The organism is Caulobacter henricii (genome assembly GCF_001414055.1).
Classification (GTDB): Bacteria; Pseudomonadota; Alphaproteobacteria; order Caulobacterales; family Caulobacteraceae; genus Caulobacter; species Caulobacter henricii.
In genome coordinates this window covers 24,537-47,338 of record NZ_CP013002.1, presented here as the reverse complement: position 1 = coordinate 47,338, position 22,802 = coordinate 24,537, and the positions used below count along the sequence as shown (strand labels likewise).

Annotated in this window: 25 protein-coding genes; 2 read left to right on the top strand and 23 right to left on the bottom strand. The window is 66.9% G+C overall.

Features of this window, described 5'->3' with window-relative positions; translation table 11 throughout:
- Window positions 1–107: 107 nt before the first annotated feature.
- The 10 genes from rpsO to rimP all read right to left on the bottom strand — a co-directional run bounded on the left by rpsO (window position 108) and on the right by rimP (window position 10,481).
- Window positions 108–377 carry a 30S ribosomal protein S15 gene (gene rpsO / locus AQ619_RS00205; protein WP_007667263.1) on the bottom strand — a complete coding sequence of 90 codons (270 nt, stop codon included), beginning with the start codon at window positions 375–377 and terminating at the stop codon, window positions 108–110.
- 14 nt (window positions 378–391) lie between these two features.
- Window positions 392–1,324: a tRNA pseudouridine(55) synthase TruB gene (gene truB, locus AQ619_RS00200; RefSeq protein WP_062142594.1), complete on the bottom strand. Its 933-nt coding sequence runs from the start codon at window positions 1,322–1,324 to the stop codon at window positions 392–394.
- Window positions 1,325–1,326: 2 nt separating this feature from the next.
- Entirely contained in the window at window positions 1,327–1,824 is a 498-nt protein-coding gene (gene rbfA / locus AQ619_RS00195) for a 30S ribosome-binding factor RbfA (RefSeq protein ID WP_062142591.1), read from the bottom strand.
- Between the two features lie 187 nt (window positions 1,825–2,011).
- A complete protein-coding gene (locus AQ619_RS00190) occupies window positions 2,012–2,800 on the bottom strand; it encodes a dienelactone hydrolase family protein (RefSeq protein ID WP_062142588.1) in 789 nt (262 codons plus the stop codon).
- 62 nt (window positions 2,801–2,862) lie between these two features.
- Window positions 2,863–3,345, bottom strand: coding sequence for a hypothetical protein (locus AQ619_RS00185; protein WP_236849580.1), 483 nt, complete (start codon window positions 3,343–3,345; stop codon window positions 2,863–2,865).
- A gap of 217 nt (window positions 3,346–3,562) precedes the next feature.
- The gene (locus AQ619_RS00180; RefSeq protein WP_062142583.1) at window positions 3,563–4,075 is read right to left on the bottom strand and encodes a DUF2939 domain-containing protein; all 513 of its coding nucleotides are present in this window, start codon (window positions 4,073–4,075) and stop codon (window positions 3,563–3,565) included.
- 113 nt (window positions 4,076–4,188) lie between these two features.
- A complete protein-coding gene (infB, locus tag AQ619_RS00175) occupies window positions 4,189–7,275 on the bottom strand; it encodes a translation initiation factor IF-2 (RefSeq protein ID WP_062142580.1) in 3,087 nt (1,028 codons plus the stop codon).
- A 201-nt stretch (window positions 7,276–7,476) separates the two neighbouring features.
- Window positions 7,477–8,127, bottom strand: coding sequence for an RNA-binding protein (locus tag AQ619_RS00170; protein ID WP_062142577.1), 651 nt, complete (start codon window positions 8,125–8,127; stop codon window positions 7,477–7,479).
- A 57-nt stretch (window positions 8,128–8,184) separates the two neighbouring features.
- Complete coding sequence (gene nusA, locus AQ619_RS00165) at window positions 8,185–9,855, bottom strand: transcription termination factor NusA (RefSeq protein WP_062142574.1); 1,671 nt, start codon at window positions 9,853–9,855, stop codon at window positions 8,185–8,187.
- Window positions 9,856–9,857: 2 nt separating this feature from the next.
- A complete protein-coding gene (gene rimP / locus AQ619_RS00160; RefSeq protein ID WP_062142571.1) occupies window positions 9,858–10,481 on the bottom strand; it encodes a ribosome maturation factor RimP in 624 nt (207 codons plus the stop codon).
- A gap of 274 nt (window positions 10,482–10,755) precedes the next feature.
- On the opposite strand from rimP, the gene ppa reads away from it, so the two are divergent.
- Together ppa and AQ619_RS00150 are read left to right on the top strand one after the other, a co-directional pair.
- On the top strand, window positions 10,756–11,289 hold the full coding sequence (gene ppa, locus AQ619_RS00155) for an inorganic diphosphatase (RefSeq protein ID WP_062142568.1): 534 nt from the start codon (window positions 10,756–10,758) through the stop codon (window positions 11,287–11,289).
- 9 nt (window positions 11,290–11,298) lie between these two features.
- Window positions 11,299–11,739: a DUF5990 family protein gene (locus AQ619_RS00150; protein ID WP_062142565.1), complete on the top strand. Its 441-nt coding sequence runs from the start codon at window positions 11,299–11,301 to the stop codon at window positions 11,737–11,739.
- On the opposite strand, the gene trmB is transcribed toward AQ619_RS00150, so the two are convergent.
- The 13 genes from trmB to AQ619_RS00085 all read right to left on the bottom strand — a co-directional run bounded on the left by trmB (window position 11,729) and on the right by AQ619_RS00085 (window position 22,721).
- A complete protein-coding gene (gene trmB, locus AQ619_RS00145) occupies window positions 11,729–12,409 on the bottom strand; it encodes a tRNA (guanosine(46)-N7)-methyltransferase TrmB (protein WP_062142562.1) in 681 nt (226 codons plus the stop codon). The two genes, AQ619_RS00150 and trmB, sit on opposite strands and share 11 nt — an antisense overlap.
- Window positions 12,410–12,544: 135 nt before the next feature.
- A complete protein-coding gene (gene metK, locus AQ619_RS00140) occupies window positions 12,545–13,768 on the bottom strand; it encodes a methionine adenosyltransferase (protein ID WP_062142560.1) in 1,224 nt (407 codons plus the stop codon).
- Between the two features lie 119 nt (window positions 13,769–13,887).
- Entirely contained in the window at window positions 13,888–14,319 is a 432-nt protein-coding gene (locus tag AQ619_RS00135; protein ID WP_062142557.1) for a helix-turn-helix domain-containing protein, read from the bottom strand.
- Window positions 14,320–14,392: 73 nt separating this feature from the next.
- Complete coding sequence (gene lnt / locus AQ619_RS00130; RefSeq protein ID WP_062142554.1) at window positions 14,393–15,934, bottom strand: apolipoprotein N-acyltransferase; 1,542 nt, start codon at window positions 15,932–15,934, stop codon at window positions 14,393–14,395.
- Window positions 15,931–16,836, bottom strand: a complete 906-nt coding sequence (locus AQ619_RS00125; RefSeq protein WP_062142551.1) for a hemolysin family protein — start codon at window positions 16,834–16,836, stop codon at window positions 15,931–15,933. The genes lnt and AQ619_RS00125 overlap by 4 nt, the downstream gene beginning before the upstream one ends.
- Window positions 16,837–16,845: 9 nt before the next feature.
- Entirely contained in the window at window positions 16,846–17,298 is a 453-nt protein-coding gene (ybeY, locus tag AQ619_RS00120; RefSeq protein ID WP_166504304.1) for an rRNA maturation RNase YbeY, read from the bottom strand.
- A 34-nt stretch (window positions 17,299–17,332) separates the two neighbouring features.
- Window positions 17,333–18,277, bottom strand: coding sequence for a PhoH family protein (locus AQ619_RS00115; protein ID WP_062142543.1), 945 nt, complete (start codon window positions 18,275–18,277; stop codon window positions 17,333–17,335).
- A complete protein-coding gene (miaB, locus tag AQ619_RS00110; protein WP_062142540.1) occupies window positions 18,274–19,626 on the bottom strand; it encodes a tRNA (N6-isopentenyl adenosine(37)-C2)-methylthiotransferase MiaB in 1,353 nt (450 codons plus the stop codon). Before miaB ends, AQ619_RS00115 begins: the two co-directional genes overlap by 4 nt.
- A gap of 180 nt (window positions 19,627–19,806) precedes the next feature.
- Window positions 19,807–20,214, bottom strand: a complete 408-nt coding sequence (locus tag AQ619_RS00105; protein WP_062142537.1) for a Fur family transcriptional regulator — start codon at window positions 20,212–20,214, stop codon at window positions 19,807–19,809.
- Window positions 20,215–20,258: 44 nt separating this feature from the next.
- Window positions 20,259–20,711: a GNAT family N-acetyltransferase gene (locus AQ619_RS00100; protein ID WP_062142534.1), complete on the bottom strand. Its 453-nt coding sequence runs from the start codon at window positions 20,709–20,711 to the stop codon at window positions 20,259–20,261.
- Window positions 20,708–21,355 carry a tRNA (adenosine(37)-N6)-threonylcarbamoyltransferase complex dimerization subunit type 1 TsaB gene (gene tsaB / locus AQ619_RS00095; protein WP_062151060.1) on the bottom strand — a complete coding sequence of 216 codons (648 nt, stop codon included), beginning with the start codon at window positions 21,353–21,355 and terminating at the stop codon, window positions 20,708–20,710. Before tsaB ends, AQ619_RS00100 begins: the two co-directional genes overlap by 4 nt.
- 109 nt (window positions 21,356–21,464) lie before the next feature.
- Entirely contained in the window at window positions 21,465–22,052 is a 588-nt protein-coding gene (locus tag AQ619_RS00090) for a malonic semialdehyde reductase (protein WP_062142531.1), read from the bottom strand.
- 99 nt (window positions 22,053–22,151) lie between these two features.
- Window positions 22,152–22,721: a NifU family protein gene (locus AQ619_RS00085; RefSeq protein WP_062142528.1), complete on the bottom strand. Its 570-nt coding sequence runs from the start codon at window positions 22,719–22,721 to the stop codon at window positions 22,152–22,154.
- Between the last annotated feature and the right edge of the window lie 81 nt (window positions 22,722–22,802).

Below are 22,802 nucleotides of genomic sequence, written 5' to 3'. Positions count from 1 at the left end.
CACATGAGGCGGATCCGCAGCGACCTTCGTTTCAGCCTGTCTCGAAACGGAGGCCCAAAAGTGCGTTCGGCCGCCCTGCCGGAGCAGGGCGGCCGACTGCGCCAGAACTAGCGGCGCAGACCCAGCTTTTCGATCAGAGCCGTGTAACGGCCCAGGTCGGACTTCTTCAGGTGGTCGAGGAGGCTGCGACGCTGGGAAACCATCATCAACAGACCACGACGGCTGTGGTTGTCCTTCTTGTGGGTCTTGAAGTGCTCGGTCAGGTTGGCGATGCGCTCGGAGAGGATCGCGACCTGGACTTCGGCGCTGCCGGTGTCACCCTCGGTGCGGGCGTGTTCGGCGATAAGAGCGGTCTTGCGCTCGGCAGTGATCGACATCGGGTTGTCTCCGCTCAGGTGAGTTGAAAGACCCGCACCGGATTGAGCCGTCCGGCGCGCATCTCGCACAGGGCCACCAGTCTCTCTCCCACCATGGCGGAAACGGTTCGATCGCCGGGCGTGAGCTCGGCTTTCAGTGTTTCAACCTGCCTTGGGAGCAGAACAATGGCGCGTCCCTGCGCAAGCCGGAAGGCGTCTTCATCGGTCACGGCCAGCGCCGGGATGTCGTCCAGCGCGGTCTCGACCGGAAGCAATGCCTCCGACAGGCGGGCCTCATAGCTCAAATTCTCGAGAGTTTCCAGCGATATCGCCGTGTCCTCGCTGAACCGGCCCACGCGGGTCCGGCGCAGCTGGTCGACATGGCCGCAGGTGCCGAGGGCGGCGGCCAGGTCGCGGGCGACGGCGCGGACATAGGTGCCCTTGCCGCATTCCATCTCCAGCACGATGTGATCGGCATCGGGAGCGTCGAGCACGCGCAGCGCGTGGATCGTCACCTTGCGCGTCGCCAGCTCGAACTCGACCCCGTCGCGGGCCAGGTCATAGGCCCGCTCGCCATCGACCTTGATGGCCGAATAGTTGGGCGGGATCTGGTCGACCTCGCCGATGAAGGCGGCAAGCTCGGCCTCGACCTGCTCGCGGGTCGGGCGCACATCGCTGGTGCCGGTCGTCTCGCCCTCGCGGTCGAGGGTGGTGGTATTGCGGCCCCACTGGATGGTGAAGCGATAGGCCTTGTCGGCATCGACCAGGAACGGCACCGTCTTGGTCGCCTCACCCAGGGCGATCGGCAGGATGCCGGTGGCCAGGGGGTCCAGGGTGCCGGCATGGCCACCCTTCTGGGCATTGAAGGCCCGGCGCACGCGCGACACGGCGCTGGTCGAGGACAGGTCATAGGGCTTGTCCAGGCACAGCCAGCCCGAGACGGGATCGCCCTTCTTGCGGCGTGCCATGCTCAGTCTTCGTCCTGGTCGACCACATCGGACAGGCGGCGCAGGTCCTGCTGGACCACCGGATTGTCGAACAGCCGGTCCATATAGGCGGCCGAGTTGAAGCTCTCGTCGTGGAGGAACTTCAGGTCCGGGGTGAACTTCATGTCGATGGTCTTGCCCAGGCGTCCGCGCAGGAACTTGGCGACACGGTTGAGGCCGGCGACCACGACCTCGGGACTGCCCAGCTCGACCACGATCCGCGACGGCGACGAGGCCTCGCGGTCGATCTTCGGCGCGATGCCGGCACCCAGGGGCTCGACGAAGCAGATGGCGTGGCGCAGGTCCGGGGACATCCGCACCTCGGTGATGGTGACCGAGATATTGGCCAGGGCCGGGTCCTGCAGGTCCTCATGGCGCAGGATGTCGACCAGGGCGTGGCGGATCAGCTCGCCGGCCCGAAGCTGGCGTTGCGAGGGGCCGGCAGGGGCCGCCTTGGGAGACTTGTCACTATGGCGCTTCATGGCGCGGATATCCTTGAGGCCCGGCCGGCGGATCGAACACCGGAGCGCGGGGAAAAATGCAAGGCGCGGTCTCTAGGCTTGTGGGGGGGATAAGTCCAGTGCGGGGGTGACCTGAGCAAAACGCACATCCACAAACACCCGCTCTCCCCGGCGAAGGCCGGGGAGAGCGGAATAGAAGGGAACGGACCTAGGCCCCCGTCCGCGCCCTGAAGAAGGCGATCACCTTGTCCCGCGTCTGCATGGACGGGCCCAGCGGATCGGCGCGGTCGAGATGCAGGGTCAGGACCGAGTGCGGAGCCATCGGCACGCCCTTGGCCGCATCGGCATCGGAGAGCTCGACCAGATCGACGCGGTCGCCGAACTCGCGCTTCAGGGTCTCGAACCGGGCGTCGGGCACCAGCTTGTCGGAGGTGAACCTCAGGGCCATCAGGGACAGGTCCTCGGTCTCGAACCGGGTGCGGGCGCAGCTGATCTCGGCGGCCGAGCAGCCGATCGACCCCGCGCCCTTCTTGCCGAACGGCAGCGAGGGCTGCGACATCACCGGGGCCACCACTGACGGCTCGGTCATCATCGCCAGGGCAAAACCGCCGGTGAAGCACATGCCGACCGCCCCGACGCCCTTGCCGCCACACTCCTTGTGGGCCTGACGGGCCAGGGCGCGCAGCCAGTCGACGATCGGACTGGAACGATCGGTGGCCCAGGCATTGAACTCGCGGCGCACGCACAGGGTCTTGGCGATCTCGCCCAGGGCATAGCCCAGACTGGCGGTCTTGGCCGGTTTGCCGAACAGGCTGGGACAGAAGACCGTCATGCCGGCGGCGGCCACGTCGCGGGCGAAGGCCAGGACGCCGGGATGCAGACCGGGCATTTCATGGATGACGATCACCGCCGGGCCGGAGCCGATCCGGTAGACCTCACGGGTCCAGCGCCCGTCATCGAACTCGAACCGTGTAAAGCCGTCCAGCGCGCTGGTCATGGTGTTCCCGCCCCCGTTTTGTTGAGGGGGAGCTTGGCTGGCGAACGGCCGACCGGCAAGCCTCAGCGCGCGCCGTTCAGATTGTCGGTCCAGTCTTCCATCGGATCCGGACGATGGCTGTCGGGCAGTTTCCACTCGCCGCGCCAGGAAAAGTCCAGGGTGCCGCAGACCCGGACCGTGCCCGGGGCCTTGGGATCATCCCCAAAGGCCTGGATGCGCAGGTCGCGGCGCACGGCGATGCGGCTGAAGCTCAGCCACAGGCGCGTCGCCCGCGGACAGAAGGCGCGGACATAGATCTTGCCCTGCTCGGCCCCGGGATCGACCTCATAAAGGGCGGCATCGGCGTCAACGCCCTCGAGACCCGCCAGGCCCATGGGCCCCAGGTCACGATCCTTGCCCTTGATCAACAGGGCCTGGGCCGGCACGCCCGTCGCCAGCACCTTGATCGGCCTGGCACCGCCCATCAGCCCCTGGTCGAACAGCACGGTCAGGCCCGCACCGGTCAGGCGCCTGGCGTCGGCCGAGATCGGGTCATAGGAGAACATCCGCTTTTCGGCATGGGCGGTCGTGGCCAGGGCGGTCAGAAGTATCGCGACAGCCGCACCCAACACCCGCTCTCCCCGGCGAAGGCCGGGGCCCAGATCGAACCCGCGAGCGCATGCGGTCCCGGGCCGGGCCGTTGGCGCGACATCCCCAAACGCTCCGGATGAATCTGGGCCCCGGCCTTCGCCGGGGAGAGCGGGATTTTGAGAAGCCAAGATTCTACCGCTTGAAGTGCAGGTTCGCCGCTTCCGGATCAAAGCCGCTCAGCCGCCAGACCGAGCCCTCGCGGGTGAAGGTCAGCAGGCACGGGCCGTCCTTCTTGGCGGCACAGACCCGGCCGTCACCGGCCGGGCGCAGGGCGGCCGCTATGGCGACACGGCCCGGCAGGGGCTTGTCCGGGGTGTAGCCGTAATAGTTGGCGGCGGCGCGGAAGGTCTCGGGACGGATCAGGGCCTCGCCGGCCAGGTCGGCGACCGGTCCGGCCAGGGCGGCGGCCAAGGCCATCAGGCTGTTGTCGGGCTTGCGCTTGCGGGCCTCCTCCAGCAGCCGGGCCTCGAGAGCATATTTCAGGGCCTGACGATCAACCCGGGCGTCGAAAGCCGCGCGGTCGCGGTCGCGGATCGCCGTTAGCAGGGCATGGACATCGCCGGCCGCGTCATAGCGGTCGGCTGTGGCACAGGCGCTCAGCGACAGGGTGGCAACGGTCAGGGCGAGGAGGGCTTTGATACGCATGCGGAAGGCGTAACGCCGGAATTGGGCGAATTCCAGTCCGATGCGCCCAAACGAAAAAGGCGCGGACCTTGCGATCCGCGCCCTTCCGATTTTTCCGAGTCTCAAGACCGGCCCTAGTCGAGCTGGCGCTTGATCTCCTCGACGGTGAAGCACTCGATGGTGTCGCCGACCTTGATGTCCTGGAAGCCGGCGAACATCATGCCGCACTCCTGGCCGGAAGGGACCTCGTTGACCTCGTCCTTGAAGCGCTTGAGCGTCTGCAGGGTACCCAGTTCCAGCACCACGATGTCCTGACGGATGATCCGCACCTTGGCACCCTTGCGCACGACACCTTCGGTGACGCGGCAACCGGCGACCTTGCCGACCTTGGAGATGTCGAAGGCTTGCAGCACTTCGGCATTGCCCAGGAAGGTTTCGCGCTGGATCGGGGCCAGCATGCCCGAGAGCACGCCTTTGATGTCGTCCAGCAGGTCATAGATGATCGCATAGTAGCGGATCTCGACGCCTTCGCGCTCGGCCAGCGCCCGCGCCTGGGCCGAGGCCCGGACGTTGAAGCCGATGAGTGGCGCGCCGGCGCCCTTGGCCAGCATGACGTCGCTTTCGCTGATCGCACCGGCGCCCGACAGGATGATCCGCGCGCGGACCTCGTCGGTCGACATGGCTTCCAGCGACCCGATGATCGCTTCGGCCGAGCCCTGCACGTCGGCCTTGATGACCAGCGGCAGTTCGCGGAACTTCTTGTCCTGCAGCTTGGCCATCATGTCGGCCATGCTGGTGGCACCCGCGCCGACCGGATGCATCGATTTCTCGCGCTTCTGGCGGATGCGGTATTCGGTCAGCTCGCGCGCACGGGCCTCGTTCTCGACCACGGCGAAGGTGTCGCCGGGCGAAGGCACGCCGTCCAGGCCGAGGATCTCGACCGGGGTGGCGGGACCGGCTTCGGTCAGTTGCTCGTTGCGCTCGTTGAGCAGGGCGCGAACCCGGCCGAACTGGCTGCCGGCCACGACGATGTCGCCGCGCTTCAGCGTGCCGCGATTGACCAGCACGGTGGAGACCGCGCCGCGACCCTTGTCGAGCTTGGCCTCGATCACCACGCCGTCGGCGGTGCGGTCGGGATTGGCCTTCAGGTCGAGAACCTCGGCCTGCAGCAGGATGCGTTCGATCAGCTCGTCCAGGCCCTGGCCGGTCTTGGCCGAAACCTCGACGATCTGGGTGTCGCCACCCAGGCTTTCGACCACGATCTCGTGCTGCAGCAGCTCGTTGACCACGCGGGTCGGATCCGAGCCCGGCTTGTCCATCTTGTTGACGGCCACGATGATCGGCACTTCCGCGGCGCGGGCGTGTTTGATCGCCTCGATGGTCTGCGGCATGACGCCGTCATCGCCGGCCACCACCAGGATCACCAGGTCGGTGATATTGGCACCGCGCGCCCGCATCTGCGAGAAGGCGGCGTGGCCGGGGGTGTCGAGGAAGGTGACCTTCTCGCCGTTTTCCAGGCGAACCTGGTAGGCGCCGATGTGCTGGGTGATGCCGCCATGTTCGCCGCTGGCCACATCGGCCTTGCGCAGCGCGTCCAGCAGGCTGGTCTTGCCGTGGTCGACGTGACCCATGACCGTGACCACGGGGGGCCGCGACTCCAGGTGATCGTCGATGTCCTCGGCGCCGATGAAGCCTTCTTCGACGTCGGCTTCCGACACGCGACGGACGGTGTGACCAAATTCGGTCGCCACCAGTTCGGCGGTGTCGTTGTCGATGACGTCATTGATCTTCAGCATCACGCCCTGACGCATCAGGAACTTGATGATCTCGACGCCGCGCACGGCCATCCGGTTGGACAGTTCCTGCACGGTGATGACGTCGGGAATGACGACTTCGCGGCTGACCTTGACGACCTCAGCGGGACCGCCGCGGCGCTTTTCCTTTTCACGCTCGCGAGCCCGGCGAACCGAGGCCAGCGAACGCATGCGGTCGGCGGAGTCTCCGTCGCCGGCCACGGTCTGAATCGTCAGGCGGCCTTCGCGGCGCACCGGAGCGCCCTTGGCGCGCGACACGGCCTTGCCGGGGGCGGCGGCCTTGCGGCGATCGTCCTCGTCATCGGGCCGGCGGCTGACTTCACCACCGGGACGCGGAGCCGAGCGCATGGCGCGCTGGACTTCTGGCGTGGCCGGGGCAGCGGCCGGAACGCCGGGGCGCGGACCGCGCGGCGGGCCGCCGGGACCCGGACGGGCACCAGGCGCCGGACGCGGGGCCAGGGCCGAATAGCGCACGGTCTGGGTCGGACGGTCACCCTGCGGACGATCGCCTTGCGGGCGGTCGCCCTGGGGCCGGTCACCCTGCGGGCGATCGTTGCGGAAACCGCCTTCCGGACGCGGACCCCGGGGGGCGGCGTCAGGGCGCGGGGCGCGCTGGTTGTAGGGTCCGTCCTGGCGCGGCGCGCGCTGGTTGAACGGACGGTCGCCTTGCGGACGGTCGCCCTGCGGAGGGCGCTCGCCGGCGGGCGGACGATAGGTCGTGGTCGAGGAGCGATCATCACGACGATCGCGGCTCGGCTCATAGGTGCGGGTCTGGCTCGGAGCCGCCGCACGCGGGGCTTCGGCGCGTGGCGCGACCGGGGCAGCCGGAGCAGGGGTCGGAGCCGGGGTGGGCGCGACAGGTGCCGGCGCAGCTGCGACCGGGGCCGGGGCCGGGGCGGCCGGAGCAACGGGCGCAGCCGCGACCGGAGCCGCCGCCGGGGCGGGCGTCGGAGCCGGAGCCGGTTCAGCAGCCGCCTTGGCCGCAGCAGCGGCCTTGGCAGCCGCCTCGCGGGCAGCCGCCTCGGCGGCGCGAGCCCGGGCCTCATCAGCAGCGCGTTGCGATGCCTGACGGTCCTGGCTCTCGCGGGCCGCTTCAATGGCGCGTTGACGGGCGCGCATCTCGTCCTGCGAGAGACCGCCGGCCGAACCACCGCCGCCGCCGGAAGACTGGGACGGGCGCGGTTCGTTGGTGTGGCGGCGCTCAGCCGAGGACGGCGCAGCCAGGTTACCGGCCGGCGCGGCATGCGGACGGGTCCGCTTGGTTTCAACCACCACCGTCTTGGTACGGCCGTGGCTGAAGCTTTGCTTCACCACGCCGGCGCTCACCGAGCCCTGGCGGGGCTTCAGTGTGATGGGCGCGCGCCCACCTGGGGTGCCGGGCCGACCGTTATCGTTCTCGTCGCTCATGCGCTCGCTTGTACTTCCGCCAGACCAGGTCTGGCCAAAAACCGTGTGTTCCATGTGAGAAAGGGGCCCGGACGTACCTCCAAGATGGAAGCGCGTTTCCCGACCCTTCACTCATGGGCCCAGTCCGGAAGGACTGGGTTCCATCTCAATTCGCCTAGAACCTTGCGATCAGACCGACTCTGCCGGTTCAATCGAAAGACCCTAGGGTTCCTCGCGCCAACGCTCCGACCAGGTCGGAGGATGGAACGGGCGGAAGCCTGATAACCGCTCGACGTCTAAAGTCCAGCGATCAGTGCCGCGCCCGGCAAGAAGCGCCGTGTGTATCACATTCTCGCCACCCAAGGCCAAACCCAATTCGTCGGATGTGAACATGCCGAGAATTCGCGGCGTGTTCGGCGCCTTGTAGACGGCGGTCAGCATCTTCCGGCGGCCATCGTCAGCACCGTCAGACGCCTCGATCAGCCAGGCCGTCTTGCCGGAATTCAGCGCGGCGACGACCTTTTCGAAGCCTGAAATAATGTTCCCGGCCCGGCGTGCAAGGCCAAGCCCGTCCAGAACCCGCTTGGCCAGCAGGGCCTCGACCTGGTCAGCCAGATCGGCCGGTGCCGTCAATCGGGTCTTGGCCGAGCGCGAAAACAGGCCCTTCTTGGCCGCCAGCGTCACGGAGTCGCGGTCGGCCCCGACCCAGATTCCCCGGCCCGGCAGCTTGCGCGCCAGGTCAGGCACCACGATGCCGCCCGGCCCCTCGACGAAGCGGATCAGCCGCGCCTCGTCCGTCGCCTCGCCCAGGACAACGTCCTTGCGCAGGCGGGAGGCTTCAGCGTGGGTCCTGGGGGCGGCCTGTTCGGTCATGCGTCTCGCAAAGGGCCCGACCCTCCCGGCGAGGCCGGAAAGGTCGGGACATCTGACTTAGCCTTCCTGCGTCTCTTCGACGGCGGCGGGGGCGTCTTCACCTTCGGCTTCGGCCTCGACGGCCTCGCCCTCGTCATAGACGGGCTCTTCGTATTCCGGTTCCGGCGGAGCCTCGACCCAGCCCATCACGATCCGGGCACGCATGATCAGCGCCTCGGCGTCTTCCGGCGACAGGTTGAAGCTTTCCAGAATGCCCGGCTCGCGCACGCGCTCGCCGTTCTTGCTCTCGAACCAGCCGCGCATGTCGTCCGGCACCAGGCCGGCGAGATCCTCGACGGTCTTCACATCGCCTTCGCCCAGGGCCACGGCCATGGCCAGGGTGACACCCTCGATCTCGAGGACGGCATCCTCGACGCCGTATTCGACGCGCTTGGCGTCCAGGGCGGCGGCTTCCTTTTCCAGGAATTCGCGAGCCCGGGTCTGCAGCTCATCGGCCGTCTCGTCATCGAAGCCTTCGATGGCCGCGATTTCGTGGGCCTCGACATAGGCGACGTCTTCGACCGCCGCGAAGCCTTCGGTGACCAGCAGCTGGGCGATGACCTCGTCGACGTCCAGGGCTTCCTGGAACAGGGCCGTGGTCTCGGTGAACTGCTTCTGACGGCGCTCGCTCTCCTGGCTTTCCGTCATGATGTCGATCTGCCAGCCGGTCAGCTGGCTGGCCAGGCGGACGTTCTGGCCACGGCGGCCGATGGCCAGGGACAACTGCTCGTCAGGCACCACGACCTCAACGCGCTCGTCTTCCTCGTCCATGACGACCTTGGAGACTTCGGCCGGGGCCAGGGCGTTGACGATGAAGGTCGCCTCGTCCTCGGACCACTGGATGATGTCGATCTTTTCGCCCTGCAGCTCGGCCACCACGGCCTGAACGCGCGAACCACGCATACCGACGCAGGCGCCGACGGGGTCGATCGAGCCGTCATTGGAGATCACGGCCATCTTGGCGCGCGAACCCGGATCACGGGCCACGGCGCGGATCTCGATGACGCCGTCATAGACTTCCGGCACTTCCTGGGCGAACAGCTTGGCCATGAAGCCGCCGTGGGCGCGCGACAGCATGATCTGCGGGCCCTTGGTCTCGCGACGGACGTCGTAGATATAGGCGCGGATGCGGTCGCCGACGTTGAAGTTCTCGCGCGGGATCGACTGGTCGCGGCGCATGATGCCCTCGCCGCGGCCCAGATCGACGATGACATTGCCGTATTCGACGCGCTTGACGCTGCCGTTGACGATCTCGCCGGCGCGATCCTTGTACTCGTCGTACTGACGCTCGCGCTCGGCTTCGCGGACCTTGTGCATGACGACCTGGCGGGCCATCTGGGTCTGGACGCGGCCGATCTCGAACGGCGGCAGGTCTTCTTCATAGACCTTGCCGATTTCGGCGTCGCGCCAGGTGCGCTTGGCGATCGACAGCTGGACCTGGCCGATCTCACCCTCGATCTCGGCATCGTCGGCAACGACGGTGATGATGCGCTTCTGGCTGGTTTCGCCGGTACGCGGATCGATCTTCACCCGGATGTCGTGCTCGGCGCCGTAACGGGTCCGGGCCGCCTTTTGCAGGGCGTCCTCGATCGCCTCGATGACGACTTCCTTCTCGATGCCTTTTTCGCGCGCGACCGCATCAGCGATCTGCAGCAACTCGAGCCGGTTGGCGGAAATGCCGATGGCCATGGTCAGTCCTCTTCACTTTCGGACAGGTCAAAATCTTCGTCCTCGGCGTCATCGCCGAGATCGTCTTGGTCGGCGTCGCCGCCATCCGCCGCAACGCGGGCAGCACGCTGTTCGGCGCCGCGCTTCATCAGGGCGTCGGTCAGCACCAGCTTGGCGTCGACCAGCCATTCGAACGGGAAATAGACGGTGGTGTCGTCCTCGCCCTCGATGTTCAGGCCCACCTGGCCGTCCTCGACGCCGGCCAGCTCGCCCTTGAAGCGCTTGCGGCCCTCGGCGACGCGGTCCAGCTCGATGCGGACCTCCAGCCCGGCATAGTCGTCAAAATCCTTCAGTCGCGTCAGCGGGCGATCGACGCCGGGGCTGGAGACCTCGAGGGTGTATTCGCCGCTGATCGGATCGGCGGCGTCGAGAATTTCCGACACGGCGCGCGACAACCTGGCGCAGTCCTCGACATTCATGTCGCCGCCCGAGCCGTCAGCCTGCATCGGACGTTCGGCCATGATCTGCAACCGACGCGTCTCGGCCCCGCCCATCAGGCGCAGGCGGACGATCTCGTACCCGACGGTTTCGGCGACGGGATCGAGCATATCGATCAGATCACGGTCTTCCTGCGTCTTGCCGCGCAACGGTTTTCTCAACTCACAACAGGGCCGCGAGGCGCGGGCGCCAAACAGCCAAAGAAAAAGCGGCAGCCTTTCGGGCCGCCGCTCGAAAGCGCACTCAGCGCTGACGGACGATGTGGGATCTGTATAGCGCGATCATCCGGCGGTTGGAAGCCCCTGCGGATGACCTCCGAACCGGCCTCTGGCGACGGCCTCTTTCGCGGTGCAGCACTTGTGGCCTATAAGCGCCCCGCGCAGGACCGCCTCCCCGCGGGCCTCTCCCCAAAGAAGAGTCACAATGGACCTTTCCAAGATCGCCACGGGCGTCAACCCGCCCTACGACCTCAACGCTGTCATCGAGATCCCGCAGGGCGGCGAGCCGGTGAAGTACGAGATCGACAAGGCCAGCGGCGCCCTGATGGTCGACCGCTTCCTGCATACGGCGATGTTCTATCCGGCCAATTACGGCTTCATCCCCCACACCTTGGCCGATGACGGCGATCCCGCCGACATCATGGTCGTGGGTCCGACCCCGGTGGTGCCGGGCGCGATCATCCGTTGCCGTCCGATCGGCACCCTGATGATGGTCGATGAGGCGGGTTCGGACGAAAAGATCCTGGCCGTGCCGGTCGACAAGCTGCACCCCTTCTATACGGGCGTGAACAGCTGGCGTGACCTGCCGGTGATCCTCACCGAGCAGATCGCCCACTTCTTCCAGCACTACAAGGATCTGGAAAAGGGCAAGTCGACCAAGATCACCGGCTGGGCCGATCTGGAAGAAACCGCCGACATCATCCGCGCGGCGATCAAGCGCCACGACGACAACTACTAGGCTCGCGCCATGGCCAGGATCGATCTTGTCTTGCGGATCATCCTGGCCGATCCGCCCCCGGGCGTGGTTTTCGCCCTGCAGGGCAAGGCGGGCGCGCCCGTCGACGTCGTCCTCTCCGACGGCAGCGACCTCAGGTTCGAGGTTCCCATCACCCTGACGCCCGTCGAGGGCGGCCTCCGCCCCGGCGGACCATTCCTGCGCGCCGATAGTCGTGGCCGCTTTGTCTATGTCGCCTCGGGAGCCCAGGCCAGTTGCACTGCGGCACCCGGCTCGGGCCGGCGGGCCAAGATCTATCTGAACGACCTGGCCGACGACCTGGCTCTGGCGGCGGCCGAGGCCGGAGACGTGCTGGAGGCCCGTGTGGCCGGCCGTGCGCGCGACGGCGGGGCGGCCTGTGCGACCGTCCCCCTCCTCCAGACCTGGACGCGCCGGCCCGCCGTCAGGCCCTGACGAAATCCAGGAACACCGGCGCGCAGTCGCCCAGCTTCTTTTCCTCATAGCGCGTGGTCACGTGGTCGACCGGTGGCGCATTGCGATCAGCGGTCTCGCTTTCGAAGCGGAAGGCCGGATCGGCCAAGACCCGTTCGATGGTCCATTCGGCATAGTCGGCCCAGTCGGTAGCGAAACGCAGGCGGCCGGCCGGCTTCAGAACACGCGCCAGTTCGGTGACCACCGCCGGCTGGATCAGCCGGCGCTTGTTGTGGCGGGCCTTGTGCCAGGGATCGGGGAACATGATGAACACCCGGGTCAGGCAGGCATCGGGCAGCCAGCCGAGCACGTCGCGGGCGTCGCCCTCGTGGATGCGGACATTGCCGAGTGCCTGCTCCTCGACATGACGGACCGCGCTGGCCACGCCGTTGACGAAGGGCTCGGCCCCGAGGATCAGGGCGTGCGGATGACGGCCGGCCTGGGCGGCCATGTGCTCGCCGCCGCCGAAACCGATCTCCAGCCACGTCTCGGTGGTCTCGGGTGCCAGGTCGCGGGGCTCGAAGGCAGCGGTCGGGATCGAGATTTCCGGCAGCAGGGTGTCGAGCAAGGCCTGCTGGCGCGGCTTCACCGGCCGCGACTTGAGGCGGCCGAACGAGCGCAGCGGGCCGTGGGGGATGGGGGCATTGGTCATGGGGCGGCGTCTTAGCCGTCATCCCGGTTGGAGGCCAGTGGCGAAGCCGGGCCTCAAAGGGCACCAGGGGCCAAAAGAAGACGGGCCCCGATCAGGGATCGGGGCCCGTCTCCATAATCCCGGCGGGGCCAGGGCCTAGGCTAGGCCCTTCAACTCGTCGATCAGATCGGTCTTCTCCCAGGAGAAGCCGCCCTCATTGTCGGGGGTGCGGCCGAAGTGGCCATAGGCGGCGGTGCGGGCATAGATCGGCTTGTTCAGCTGCAGGTGCTGGCGGATCGACCGCGGGGTGGCGCCGCCGATCAGCTCGGGCAGGACCTTTTCCAGCACGGCCGGGTCGACCTTGCCCGTGCCGTGCAGGTCGACGTGGAACGACACCGGCTGGGCCACACCGATCGCATAGGCGATCTGGATGGTGCAGCGGTCGGCCAGGCCGGCGGCCACGACGTTCTTGGCCAGGTAGCGGCAGGCATAGGCGGCCGAGCGGTCGACCTTGGTCGGATCCTTGCCCGAGAAGGCGCCGCCGCCGTGCGGAGCCGCGCCACCATAGGTGTCGACGATGATCTTGCGGCCGGTGACGCCGGCGTCGCCGTCCGGACCGCCGATCTCGAAGCGCCCGGTCGGATTGACCAGCCACTGGGTCTTCTTGGTGATCAGGCCTTCAGGGAAGATCGGCAGGATGTGCGGGCGGATCAGGTCGAGCACGCGCTTGGAGGTCGCGGCCTTGCCGGCGATCTTCTTCTTGTGCTGGTGCGACACCACGATCGAGACGACGCGGACCGGCTTGCCGTTGCCGTCATATTCCAGGGTCACCTGGCTCTTGGCGTCGGGCTCCAGCTCATGCAGCTCGCCGCTGTGGCGCAGCTTGGCCAGATGGCTGAGGATGTTGTGGCTGTACTGCAGGGTGGCCGGCATCAGCTCCGGGGTCTCGGTGCTGGCATAGCCGAACATGATGCCCTGGTCGCCGGCACCCTCGTCCTTCTTGTCGCTGGCATCCACGCCCTGGGCGATATGGGCCGACTGACCGTGCAGGAAGTTCGAGAACTTGGCCTTCTCCCAGTGGAAGCCCTTCTGCTCGTAGCCGATATCCTTGATCGCGGCCCGGACCTTGGGCTCCAGCGACTTGAGGATGTCCTTGGTCAGCTGCTTGTTGGCGGCCTTGTCGCCGTCAGGCTTGCCGGCCCGGACTTCACCGGCCAGCACGATGCGGTTGGTGGTGACCAGGGTTTCGCAGGCGACGCGGGCTTCAGAGTCGGCGCTCAGAAAGGCGTCGACGACAGTGTCGCTGATCCGGTCGGCGACCTTGTCAGGGTGACCTTCGGAGACGCTCTCGCTGGTGAAGATATAGGACGAACGGCTCAAGGGACAGCTCCGGCCATGACATTGGCGAGAGTGGACGACAGGTCCACCCCACTGGCCGAGCAGCATATAAAGATATGTTTATGTCTGCAAGCCGCGCCGTGTGTCGCGACCTGTTCCGACTAGTCGTCGCTGTCCGGCGCGGTCTCTTCGGCCATGGAGCGGACCAGGTCGAGGATCCGGCGGCGCACCTTGGGCCGGCTGATCTTCGGAAACAGACCAGCCAGTTCCAGACCCTCGGGCGTCATCAGGAAATCGTGGACGAACTGTTCCGAGCCGGTTTCAGAGACACCGGTAGCATCGGTGGGGTCGGCAAGGCCTTCGAAGAAATAGGCCACCGACGACTGCAGGCTGCGGGCAATTTCGTACAGCTTGCTGGCGCTGACCCGGTTAGCCCCGCGCTCATACTTCTGGACCTGCTGGAAGGTCAGGCCCAGATCCTCGGCCAGCCGTTCCTGGCTGACGCCCAATATCTTGCGGCGCATTCGAATGCGGGCACCGACATGCAGGTCGATCGGATTGGGGTGGCGGTCTTGGTCGGAAGGGACGCTCATACCTACGCTTGATAGCTGAAATTGCGGTTTTTATTCATCCTATGTCTAACGAATTCGTAATAAATAAAAGCCCTTAAGCCCTGCGATTGCGAAAACTTGCAAAAATCGACAGGAAAACCAGGGCCCAGAAGGCCAGATTGCCGATCCGGCCATAGGGCGTAGGGCTTCCCAAATTGGGCAAAACACCATCGATGACGCCGCTGGCCCCCAGGTCCAGGCGGGCGCCGGGCACGATCCTGCCCCTGGCGTCGATCAGGGCTGAGACACCGGTCGGCGTCGCCCGGATGATCGGAACCCCCGCTTCGATGGCCCTGTAGCTGGCCAGGTTGAGATGCTGCAGCGGCCCCGAGGTCATGCCGAACCAGGCGTCATTGGACACATTGACCAGGGCCCGCACCCGGGGATCAGGCCGCGCCAGGCCCGGAAACAGACTCTCGTAACAGATCAGGGGCTGAACGATCAGGTCCTTTGACACCCGCAGCGGGGCCGGTCGCGGACCCTTCGCAAAGCCCTCGCCCAGATGGGCCAGGCTCTTGACGCCGAGAGAGGTCAACAGGGCATCGAGCGGCAGATACTCGCCGAACGGCACCAGACGATGCTTGTCATAGACCCCGACCACCTCGAGGTCAGTCGCGGTGCGCTTCAGGGCGATCAGGCTGTTGTAATAGACCGGCCGGTCCGGCGGGCCGTCATAGCGATAGCCGCCGATCAGCAGCAGCTGGCCGGGCTGAAGGGCGTCGACGATCGCCTGGCGCACCCAGGTCCCGGGGGCCAGATAGTCATTGATCGCCGCCGGCAAGGCCCCCTCGGGCCAGACCACAATGTCGGCCGGTTTGCCGGCATAGGGCCGGGCCGTCAGGGTGACATAGGCCTGTACGATGCGGGTGAACCGCTCGGCGTCCCACTTGGCCTCCTGCTTGATATCGGCCTGGACGATCCGGACCGTCGGCGGCTTGCCCTGGGCCACCGGCGAGGCGGGCATCCAGCCCAGGACATAGAGCGCCAGGAGAAAGGCACCGGCGGCGGCGATCGCCTTGCGTCCGGCCAGGCCCTCGCGCCAGACGGCGGGGGCGGCGGCAATGGCCAGGGTGATCCAGGTCAGGCCATAGGCGCCGACCAGGGCGGCCGTCTGGGAGGGTGCCGACCCGGCCTTCCAGGTTTCGCCCGGCAGGTTCCAGGGAAAGCCGGTCAGGACATGGCCGCGGGCCCATTCCAGGGCTGCAAAGGTACCCGCGAACACCAGGATACGACGCACGCCGGGCGGCCGGATCAGCCGATAGAGGACCGCCGCCACGCCCCAGAACAGGGCGAGGCCACCGGCCATGGCGGTCACGGCGAAGGGGGCCATCCAGCCCTGGTTGGCGGCGTCGACCATGAAGGCCTCGCCAATCCACCAGGTGCCGAGCCCGAAATAGGCCAGACCCGCCAGCCAGCCCCGCAGAAAGGCCGACCTCAGGGGGCGGGGACCCTCGATCTCATCCAGCAGCCAATGCAGCAGCGCGTAACCCAGCAAGCCCGGCAGGATGCCGAAGGGCGGATGGGCCAGGGCTGCAGCTAGGCCGGCCAGCAGGGCCAGGCCCCGGTCGCGCCAGGGCGGAGCCAGGCTGAACCTCACGAGGCGGCAGCGTCTGCGGACGGAGTCGGGGCACCCGGGACGGCGGCGGGCCGTACCCGAACCCGACGCACCCGGCGCGGATCGGCCTCGACCACCTCAAGATCAAATCCGTCCGGATGGGTGATCACCTCGCCCCGCTGGGGAACGCGGCCGGCCAGGGCAACGACCAGGCCCGCGACTGTATCGATGTCTTCCTCCATGTCCGGCGGGGCCAGTTCGCGACCAAGGGCCGCCTCCAGCTCCTCGAGGGGCGCGCGGGCATCGGCCTCGAACACGCCGCCGGGCCGCGCGACGATACCGGCGACGGTGGCGTCGTCATGTTCGTCGTCGATCTCGCCGACCACCGCCTCGATCAGGTCCTCCATGGTCACCAGACCGTCGGTGCCGCCGAACTCGTCGATGACCAGGGCCAGGTGCAGGCGACTGGTGCGCATGCGCAGCAGCAGATCAGCGGCCCGCATCGAGGCCGGCACATAGAGGGCTTCGCGCCGGACCTTGTGCAGGACCAGATCGGCGGGGCCGGGACGCTTGTCATCCGAGGCCAGCAGCCGGAACACATCCTTGACGTGGACCACCCCGACCGGGTCGTCGAGGGTTTCGCGATAGATCGGCATCCGCGAATGCTCGGCCTCGGTGAACTGGCCGATCAGGGTTTCAAAGGCGGTCGACAGTTCGACGGAGACGATGTCGGCGCGCGGCGTCATGACGTCGGCGACCTTCAGGGTCTTGAAGGCCTCGGCCTGGTCGACGATGTCGACCGCGCTGTCCTGCACAGGATCAGCAGCCCGAACCGGCTCAGCCGGCACGGCCAGGCGCTTGCGCATCCTGCGGAAAAACGCCCGCACGCCCCGGCTCATTCGCGCGGAAGCGGCGGGCTTGTGACTAGAGTCGTCGCTGGGCATAGCCTTGGATCACTGTCCCTCTGCTGCGGCATAGGGGTCGGGAACATCCAGGGTGGCCAGGATCTCGCGTTCCAGGGCCTCCATGGACTCAGCCTCCTCGTCGCCTTGGTGATCATATCCTAAGAGATGCAGCACCCCGTGCGCCACCAGATGTTGCAAATGGTGCGCCAGTGGCTTGCCCTGCTCAATCGCTTCGCGCTGGCAGACCCCGAAGGCCAGGGCGATGTCGCCGATCTGACCTTCCGGATTGGGCGGCGAGGGAAAGGACAGCACATTGGTGGCCTGGTCCTTCTGGCGAAAGTCGCGGTTCAGGACCCGGATGCTGTCGTCATCGGCCAGCAGGATGACGATCCCCTGGCCTTCAATGTCCTGATGGGCGTCCAGCACCGCCTGGGCGGCACGCCAGACCAGGGCTTCGGTTTCAGGCTCGGCCCTGATCCAGGCCTCGTCTTCGATCTCGATATCAACAGTGATGGTCATCAGCGGGGCGGGCTCGTTATCGCGGCGTGCTTTGGGCGGCGTCGGCGTCATAGGCCTTGACGATGCGCTCGACCAGCGGATGGCGCACCACGTCGGCGGCCGTGAACCGCGAGACCGACACGCCCTCGACGCCTTCCAGGATCGAAACCGCGTGGGCCAGGCCGGAGTCGCGCGGATTGAGCAGGTCGATCTGGGTAGGATCGCCGGTCACCACCATGCGGGAGCCTTCGCCCAGCCGGGTCAGGACCATCTTCATCTGCAGGCGGGAACAGTTCTGGGCCTCGTCGACGATGACAAAGGCATGGGCCAGGGTGCGGCCGCGCATGAAGGCGATCGGGGCAACCTCGATTTCCAGCTTCTCGCGCCGGCGTCGCAGCTGGTCAGCGCCCATGATGTCGGTCAGGGCTTCCCAGACCGGGGCCATGTAGGGATCGACCTTTTCGTTCAGGTCACCGGGTAGAAAACCCAGCTTCTCGCCCGCCTCGACGGCCGGACGGGTAACGATCAGGCGATCGACCTCGCCGCGCAGCAGCATGCCGGCCCCATGGGCCACGGCCAGGAAGGTCTTGCCGGTGCCGGCCGGACCCAGGCCGAAGGACAGCGGATGGCTGCCCATGGCCTCCATGTAGCGGGCCTGACCCTTGGTCTTGGGCGACACGGCACCCTTGCGCACCGTTCGTCCGGAGGCCTGACCGCCCGTGCTCTGGGCCTCGCCGACCGCGATCCGCACATCGGCCTCGACCACCTCCTGGCCCGCATCGGCGCGGTGAGCCAGGTCGCTCAGAGCCCGCTTGGCTCCGGTACGTCCCTTGACGTCGCCGGTGAGGGTGACGCCACCGCCCGGGGTCTCGATCAGCACCCTGAAGGCGTCCTCGATCAGGGCGGCGTGACGGCCGTGGGGACCGGTGACGGCATGAACCGCATCGTCCGACAGCGGCAGGAACTCGGGGGTGCGACTCAAGCGGTCTCCAGAATGGAAGAGGTTTCCAGCACGCCGCCCAGGCTCATCTTGGCGGCGGATTCGATCCGGACCGGAACAATCGTCCCGATCAGCTGTTCGCCGCCCTGGGCATGGACCGCCTGCAGATAGGGGCTGCGGCCGACGATCTGGCCGGGGTGACGACCGGCCTTTTCGAACAGCACGGGCAGGACCTTGCCGACCTGGCCGGCATTGAACGCCTTCTGCTGTTCGTCGAGCAGTTGGTTCAGGCGCTCCAGGCGCTCGGCCTTCACCGCCTCGTCGACCTGACCGGTCATGGCCGAGGCCGGCGTGCCGGGGCGGCGCGAATACTTGAACGAGAAGGCCGAGGCGAAGCCGACCTCGCGAACCAGGTCGAGAGTCTTTTCGAAATCGCCGTCGCGCTCGCCGGGGAAGCCGACGATGAAGTCGCCGCTCATGGCGATGTCGGGACGGGCGGCGCGGATCTTCTCGATCAGCTTCACATAGCTTTCAGCCGTGTGATCGCGGTTCATGGCCTTGAGGATCTTGTCGCTGCCGGCCTGCACCGGCAGGTGCAGATAGGGCATCAGCTCCGGCAGTTCGCCATGGGCCTCGATCAGGTCATCGCCCATGTCGCGCGGATGGCTGGTGGTGTAGCGGATCCGGTCCAGGCCATCGATCCTGGCCAGCCGGCGGACCAGCTTGGCCAGGGTCGAGCCGTCGCCGTCATAGGCATTGACGTTCTGACCCAGCAGGGTGACCTCGCGCACGCCCTGATCGGCCAGGCGCCGGGCTTCCTCGACGATGTCATTGACCGGCCGCGACCATTCGCCGCCGCGCGTATAGGGCACGACACAGAAGGTGCAGAACTTGTCGCAGCCTTCCTGAACGGTCAGGAAGGCGGTGACACCCTTGACCTGGCGCTCGGCCGGCAGGGCGTCGAACTTTTCGTCGGCAGCGAAATGGGTCGAGAGCCGCTCGCCGGTCGCCCGGTGGGCGCGGGCGATCAGCTCGGGCAGCTGGTGATAGGACTGGGGCCCGACCACCAGATCGACCGCCTTCTGGCGCGTCATGATCTCCTGGCCCTCGGCCTGGGCGACGCAGCCGGCCACGGCAATGGTCATGCGACCCCCGCCCTCGGCCTTGCGGTCTTTCATCAGCTTGATCTGACCGAGCTCGGAATAGACCTTTTCCGTGGCCTTTTCGCGGATATGGCAGGTGTTGAGCACCACCAGATCCGCCCCTTCGGGATCATCGACGACGCCATAGCCCAGCGGTCGCAGGACATCGGCCATGCGCTCGCTGTCATAGACGTTCATCTGACAGCCGTAGGTCTTGATATAGAGGCGCTTTTGCGGGGTCTCGCTCATGCGGCGAGGTTATGGGGGCGTGCGTGCATCAGCGCAAGATCGCTGGGGACACAGTTGAGGTCCTCCCCTCTTGGGGGAGGTGGCCCGGAGGGCCGGTGGGGGCAGCTGGGCAGAGGCAGCGATGACCCCCTCAGTCGCTCCGCGACGGCTCCCCCTGAGGGGGAGCATCTTGCGAGCCGATCACTCCTCGATCGGAACCCCGTAGAGTTCCAGGCGGTGGTCGATCAGCTTGTAGCCGAGCTTGCGGGCGATGGCCGTCTGCAGGGCCTCGATCTCCTCATCGACAAACTCGACCACCTTGCCGGTCTTCATGTCGATCAGGTGGTCGTGATGGTGGCTGGGCGTCTCTTCGTAACGCGAGCGACCGTCGCGGAAGTCGTGACGCTCGATGATGCCGCTCTCCTCGAACAGGCGCACCGTCCGGTAGACCGTGGCGATGGAAATATGCGGATCGACCGAGTGGGCGCGGCGGTGCAGCTCTTCGACATCCGGATGGTCGTCGGCCGCCGACAGTACGCGCGCGATCACGCGGCGCTGGTCGGTCATGCGCATGCCCTTATCGATGCACAGCTTTTCAAGTCGATCCAAGGCGGCGCCTCCGTCTGAGTCGCCGCAAGATAGGCGGCAAAGCCTTATGTGTTAAGCGCCCGGCGCATGACAACTGCGTCCCGGTCGCCCTCCGGATGGGGATAATAGCCCCGGCGCAGACCAACCCTGGCAAAACCGGCTGAAGCATAGAGCCCCAGGGCAGCGGCATTGTCGGCCGCGACTTCCAGAAACAGGGCGTCTGAGCCGGTTTCCGCTGCGATTCCGGCCGCCATCTCCACCAGGGCGGAGCCCCAGCCCCGGCGGCGCGCGGCAGGGTCGACGGCGATGGTCAGGATCTCGGCCTCACCTGCAATCGAGCGGCACAGGATGAAGCCCTTCTCGACAGCCGGATCGCCGGCCTCGCCCAGAACCGCGAAGACACCGGGCGAGTTCAGCAGGTCTTCAAGGGCCAGGGCACTCCAGGGCCGCTCGAAGGCGCGGTCATGCAGGTCCGCCAGACTGAAACAGGCCTCAAGGCCCACGGGACGAAGGATCATGACGCGACCGGGCCAGCCGGAAGGGTGGCATAGGGCGCGCGCAGATAGAGTGGGCGGGGCGAATGCAGGGGGACGGGCCGCGCGGCGGCCAGGCGGGCAATGGCGACCGGATCCGGCGCCGCAGGCGTCAGGATCGTCGCCCTGGGAAAGGTTTCGGCCAATAGGGGCGCGCCCGAGCCGATCAGGGTCACGGCCTGACCGCCATGCAGTTCGGCCAGCCTTGCCGCCGCCGAGCCCAGATCGAGGGCGTCAGGCGCCATCAGGGCGATGCGACCGTCGAAGACCTGCAGATAGACCTGGCTCATCCGGGCATCGAGCACGGCGGCGACGAAGCCGGGAGTGCCATGGGCCAGGGCTTCCAGGGTACTCACGCCGATACAGGGGATAGACAGGGCGGTGGCCAGACCCTTGGCAAAGGCCAGACCCACCCTCAGGCCGGTAAACGAGCCGGGTCCTATGGTCACACCGATTCGGGTCAGGTCGGAAAAGGCCACCCCGGCCTCAAGGGCGACCTCGCGCGCCAGGACCCCGATCCGTTCCTGATGACCCCTTGTCATGGGCTCGGTCCGGGCGGCCAGCATCTGGTCACCGGCCAGGATCGCGACCGAGCTCGCGCCCAGGCAGGTGTCGATGGCCAGGATCATGGGGGCAGGCTGGATCATGTCCGGGGTTTAGCGCGTGCGCGCCGGATGCACAAAAAGAACCCTGCGCCTTCAGCCGCGCAGGCGACCGATGGCGCAGGGTTCGTCGCGATCAGACGATCTGTGCCGCTTCCTCGAAGTCGAGGCGCGGGCTGCGCGGAAACAGGCCATCGTCCGTGCCGTAACCGATCGAGGCGATGAAGTTGGACTTGATGTTGGTGCCGGCGAAGAATTCGGCATCGACGCCGGCATTGTCGAAGCCCGACATCGCCCCGACATCGAGCCCCAGGGCCCGGGCCGCGAGGATGAAATAGCCGCCCTGCAGCGAGCTGTTGCGGAACGCGCCCCACTCCTTGGCCACGGGGTCGCCGAACCAGTTCTTGGCCCCCGGGGCGTGGGGGAACAGCTTGTCGAGGGTTTCCGGGAAATCCAGATCATAGCCGATGATCACCGTGGCCGGGGCCTGCAGGATCTTGGGGCCGTTGGAGCCGGAGGACAGAGCCGCCAGCCTGGCCTTGGCGTCCGGGCTGGTCACGAAGACAAACCGGGCCGGGGTGGAGTTGGCGGCCGTGGGCCCGAACTTCACCAGGTCATACAGCTCGCGCAGCAGGCTTTCAGGCAGCGGGTCGGTTTTCCAGCCGTTGCGGGTGCGGGCTTCGGTGAACAGTTGGGCGAGCGCCGGGGCGTCGAGCTTGGCCATTTGCGATCCTCAGGAGGGCTATCAGCAACTTACTTAGTTACAATATAGGAATCCGACGAGGCCGCGCAAGCGCACGCCATCAAGACCGAGGTCCAGGCGCTACAGCGTCTGCTCGACCCGGGTGACCTCGGGCACATAGTGCTTGAGCATGTTCTCGACGCCCGACTTCAGAGTGGCCGAAGAGGACGGACAGCCCGAACAGGCCCCGCGCATGTGCAGCCAGACCACGCCCGTGGCCGGTTCGAACCGGCTGAAGACAATATCGCCACCGTCCTGGGCCACGGCCGGGCGGATGCGGGTGTCGAGCAGTTCCTTGATCTCGGCGACGATCTGGCTGGCGTCCTCGTCATAGACGCCGTCGTCATCGTGCCCGCTGGCTGTGGCATCCAGCAGCAGGGGCCGGCCGCTGGTGAAATGGTCCATAATCGCGGCCAGGATCGGGGCCTTCAGATGCGGCCACTCGGCATCGGGATCCTTGGTCACGGTCAGGAAATCAGGTCCGAAGAAGACCCGCGTCACGTCGCCCAGCTGGAACAGAGCCTTGGCCAGCGGCGAGGACTCGGCCTCTGCTGCCGTCTTGAACTCGCGTGCGCCCTCACCCAGCACTTCACGGCCGGGCAGGAACTTCAGGACCTCGGGATTGGGAGTGGTTTCGGTCTGGATGAACATGGCGGACAAATGGACCCGGGGGCGTCCATGCGCAAGAGATCCGGCTCACGACAAAGAAAGGTGACACAGGCGTCATTTTCT

Excerpts from the sequence above, each read along its gene's own strand:
- AQ619_RS00185 (WP_236849580.1), bottom strand. The coding sequence starts at position 3,345 with ATGTTCTCCTATGACCCGATCTCGGCCGACGCCAGGCGCCTGACCGGT.
- AQ619_RS00090 (WP_062142531.1), bottom strand. The coding sequence starts at position 22,052 with ATGGCCAAGCTCGACGCCCCGGCGCTCGCCCAACTGTTCACCGAAGCC.
- ppa (WP_062142568.1), top strand. The coding sequence starts at position 10,756 with ATGGACCTTTCCAAGATCGCCACGGGCGTCAACCCGCCCTACGACCTC.
- AQ619_RS00150 (WP_062142565.1), top strand. The coding sequence starts at position 11,299 with ATGGCCAGGATCGATCTTGTCTTGCGGATCATCCTGGCCGATCCGCCC.
- rpsO (WP_007667263.1), bottom strand. The coding sequence starts at position 377 with ATGTCGATCACTGCCGAGCGCAAGACCGCTCTTATCGCCGAACACGCC.
- AQ619_RS00100 (WP_062142534.1), bottom strand. The coding sequence starts at position 20,711 with ATGATCCTTCGTCCCGTGGGCCTTGAGGCCTGTTTCAGTCTGGCGGAC.
- truB (WP_062142594.1), bottom strand. The coding sequence starts at position 1,324 with ATGGCACGCCGCAAGAAGGGCGATCCCGTCTCGGGCTGGCTGTGCCTG.
- AQ619_RS00085 (WP_062142528.1), bottom strand. The coding sequence starts at position 22,721 with ATGTTCATCCAGACCGAAACCACTCCCAATCCCGAGGTCCTGAAGTTC.
- AQ619_RS00180 (WP_062142583.1), bottom strand. The coding sequence starts at position 4,075 with ATGCGTATCAAAGCCCTCCTCGCCCTGACCGTTGCCACCCTGTCGCTG.
- trmB (WP_062142562.1), bottom strand. The coding sequence starts at position 12,409 with ATGACCAATGCCCCCATCCCCCACGGCCCGCTGCGCTCGTTCGGCCGC.
- AQ619_RS00135 (WP_062142557.1), bottom strand. The coding sequence starts at position 14,319 with ATGAGCGTCCCTTCCGACCAAGACCGCCACCCCAATCCGATCGACCTG.
- rbfA (WP_062142591.1), bottom strand. The coding sequence starts at position 1,824 with ATGAAGCGCCATAGTGACAAGTCTCCCAAGGCGGCCCCTGCCGGCCCC.
- infB (WP_062142580.1), bottom strand. The coding sequence starts at position 7,275 with ATGAGCGACGAGAACGATAACGGTCGGCCCGGCACCCCAGGTGGGCGC.
- AQ619_RS00190 (WP_062142588.1), bottom strand. The coding sequence starts at position 2,800 with ATGACCAGCGCGCTGGACGGCTTTACACGGTTCGAGTTCGATGACGGG.
- AQ619_RS00125 (WP_062142551.1), bottom strand. The coding sequence starts at position 16,836 with ATGCCCAGCGACGACTCTAGTCACAAGCCCGCCGCTTCCGCGCGAATG.
- miaB (WP_062142540.1), bottom strand. The coding sequence starts at position 19,626 with ATGAGCGAGACCCCGCAAAAGCGCCTCTATATCAAGACCTACGGCTGT.
- tsaB (WP_062151060.1), bottom strand. The coding sequence starts at position 21,355 with ATGATCCTGGCCATCGACACCTGCCTGGGCGCGAGCTCGGTCGCGATC.
- nusA (WP_062142574.1), bottom strand. The coding sequence starts at position 9,855 with ATGGCCATCGGCATTTCCGCCAACCGGCTCGAGTTGCTGCAGATCGCT.
- AQ619_RS00170 (WP_062142577.1), bottom strand. The coding sequence starts at position 8,127 with ATGACCGAACAGGCCGCCCCCAGGACCCACGCTGAAGCCTCCCGCCTG.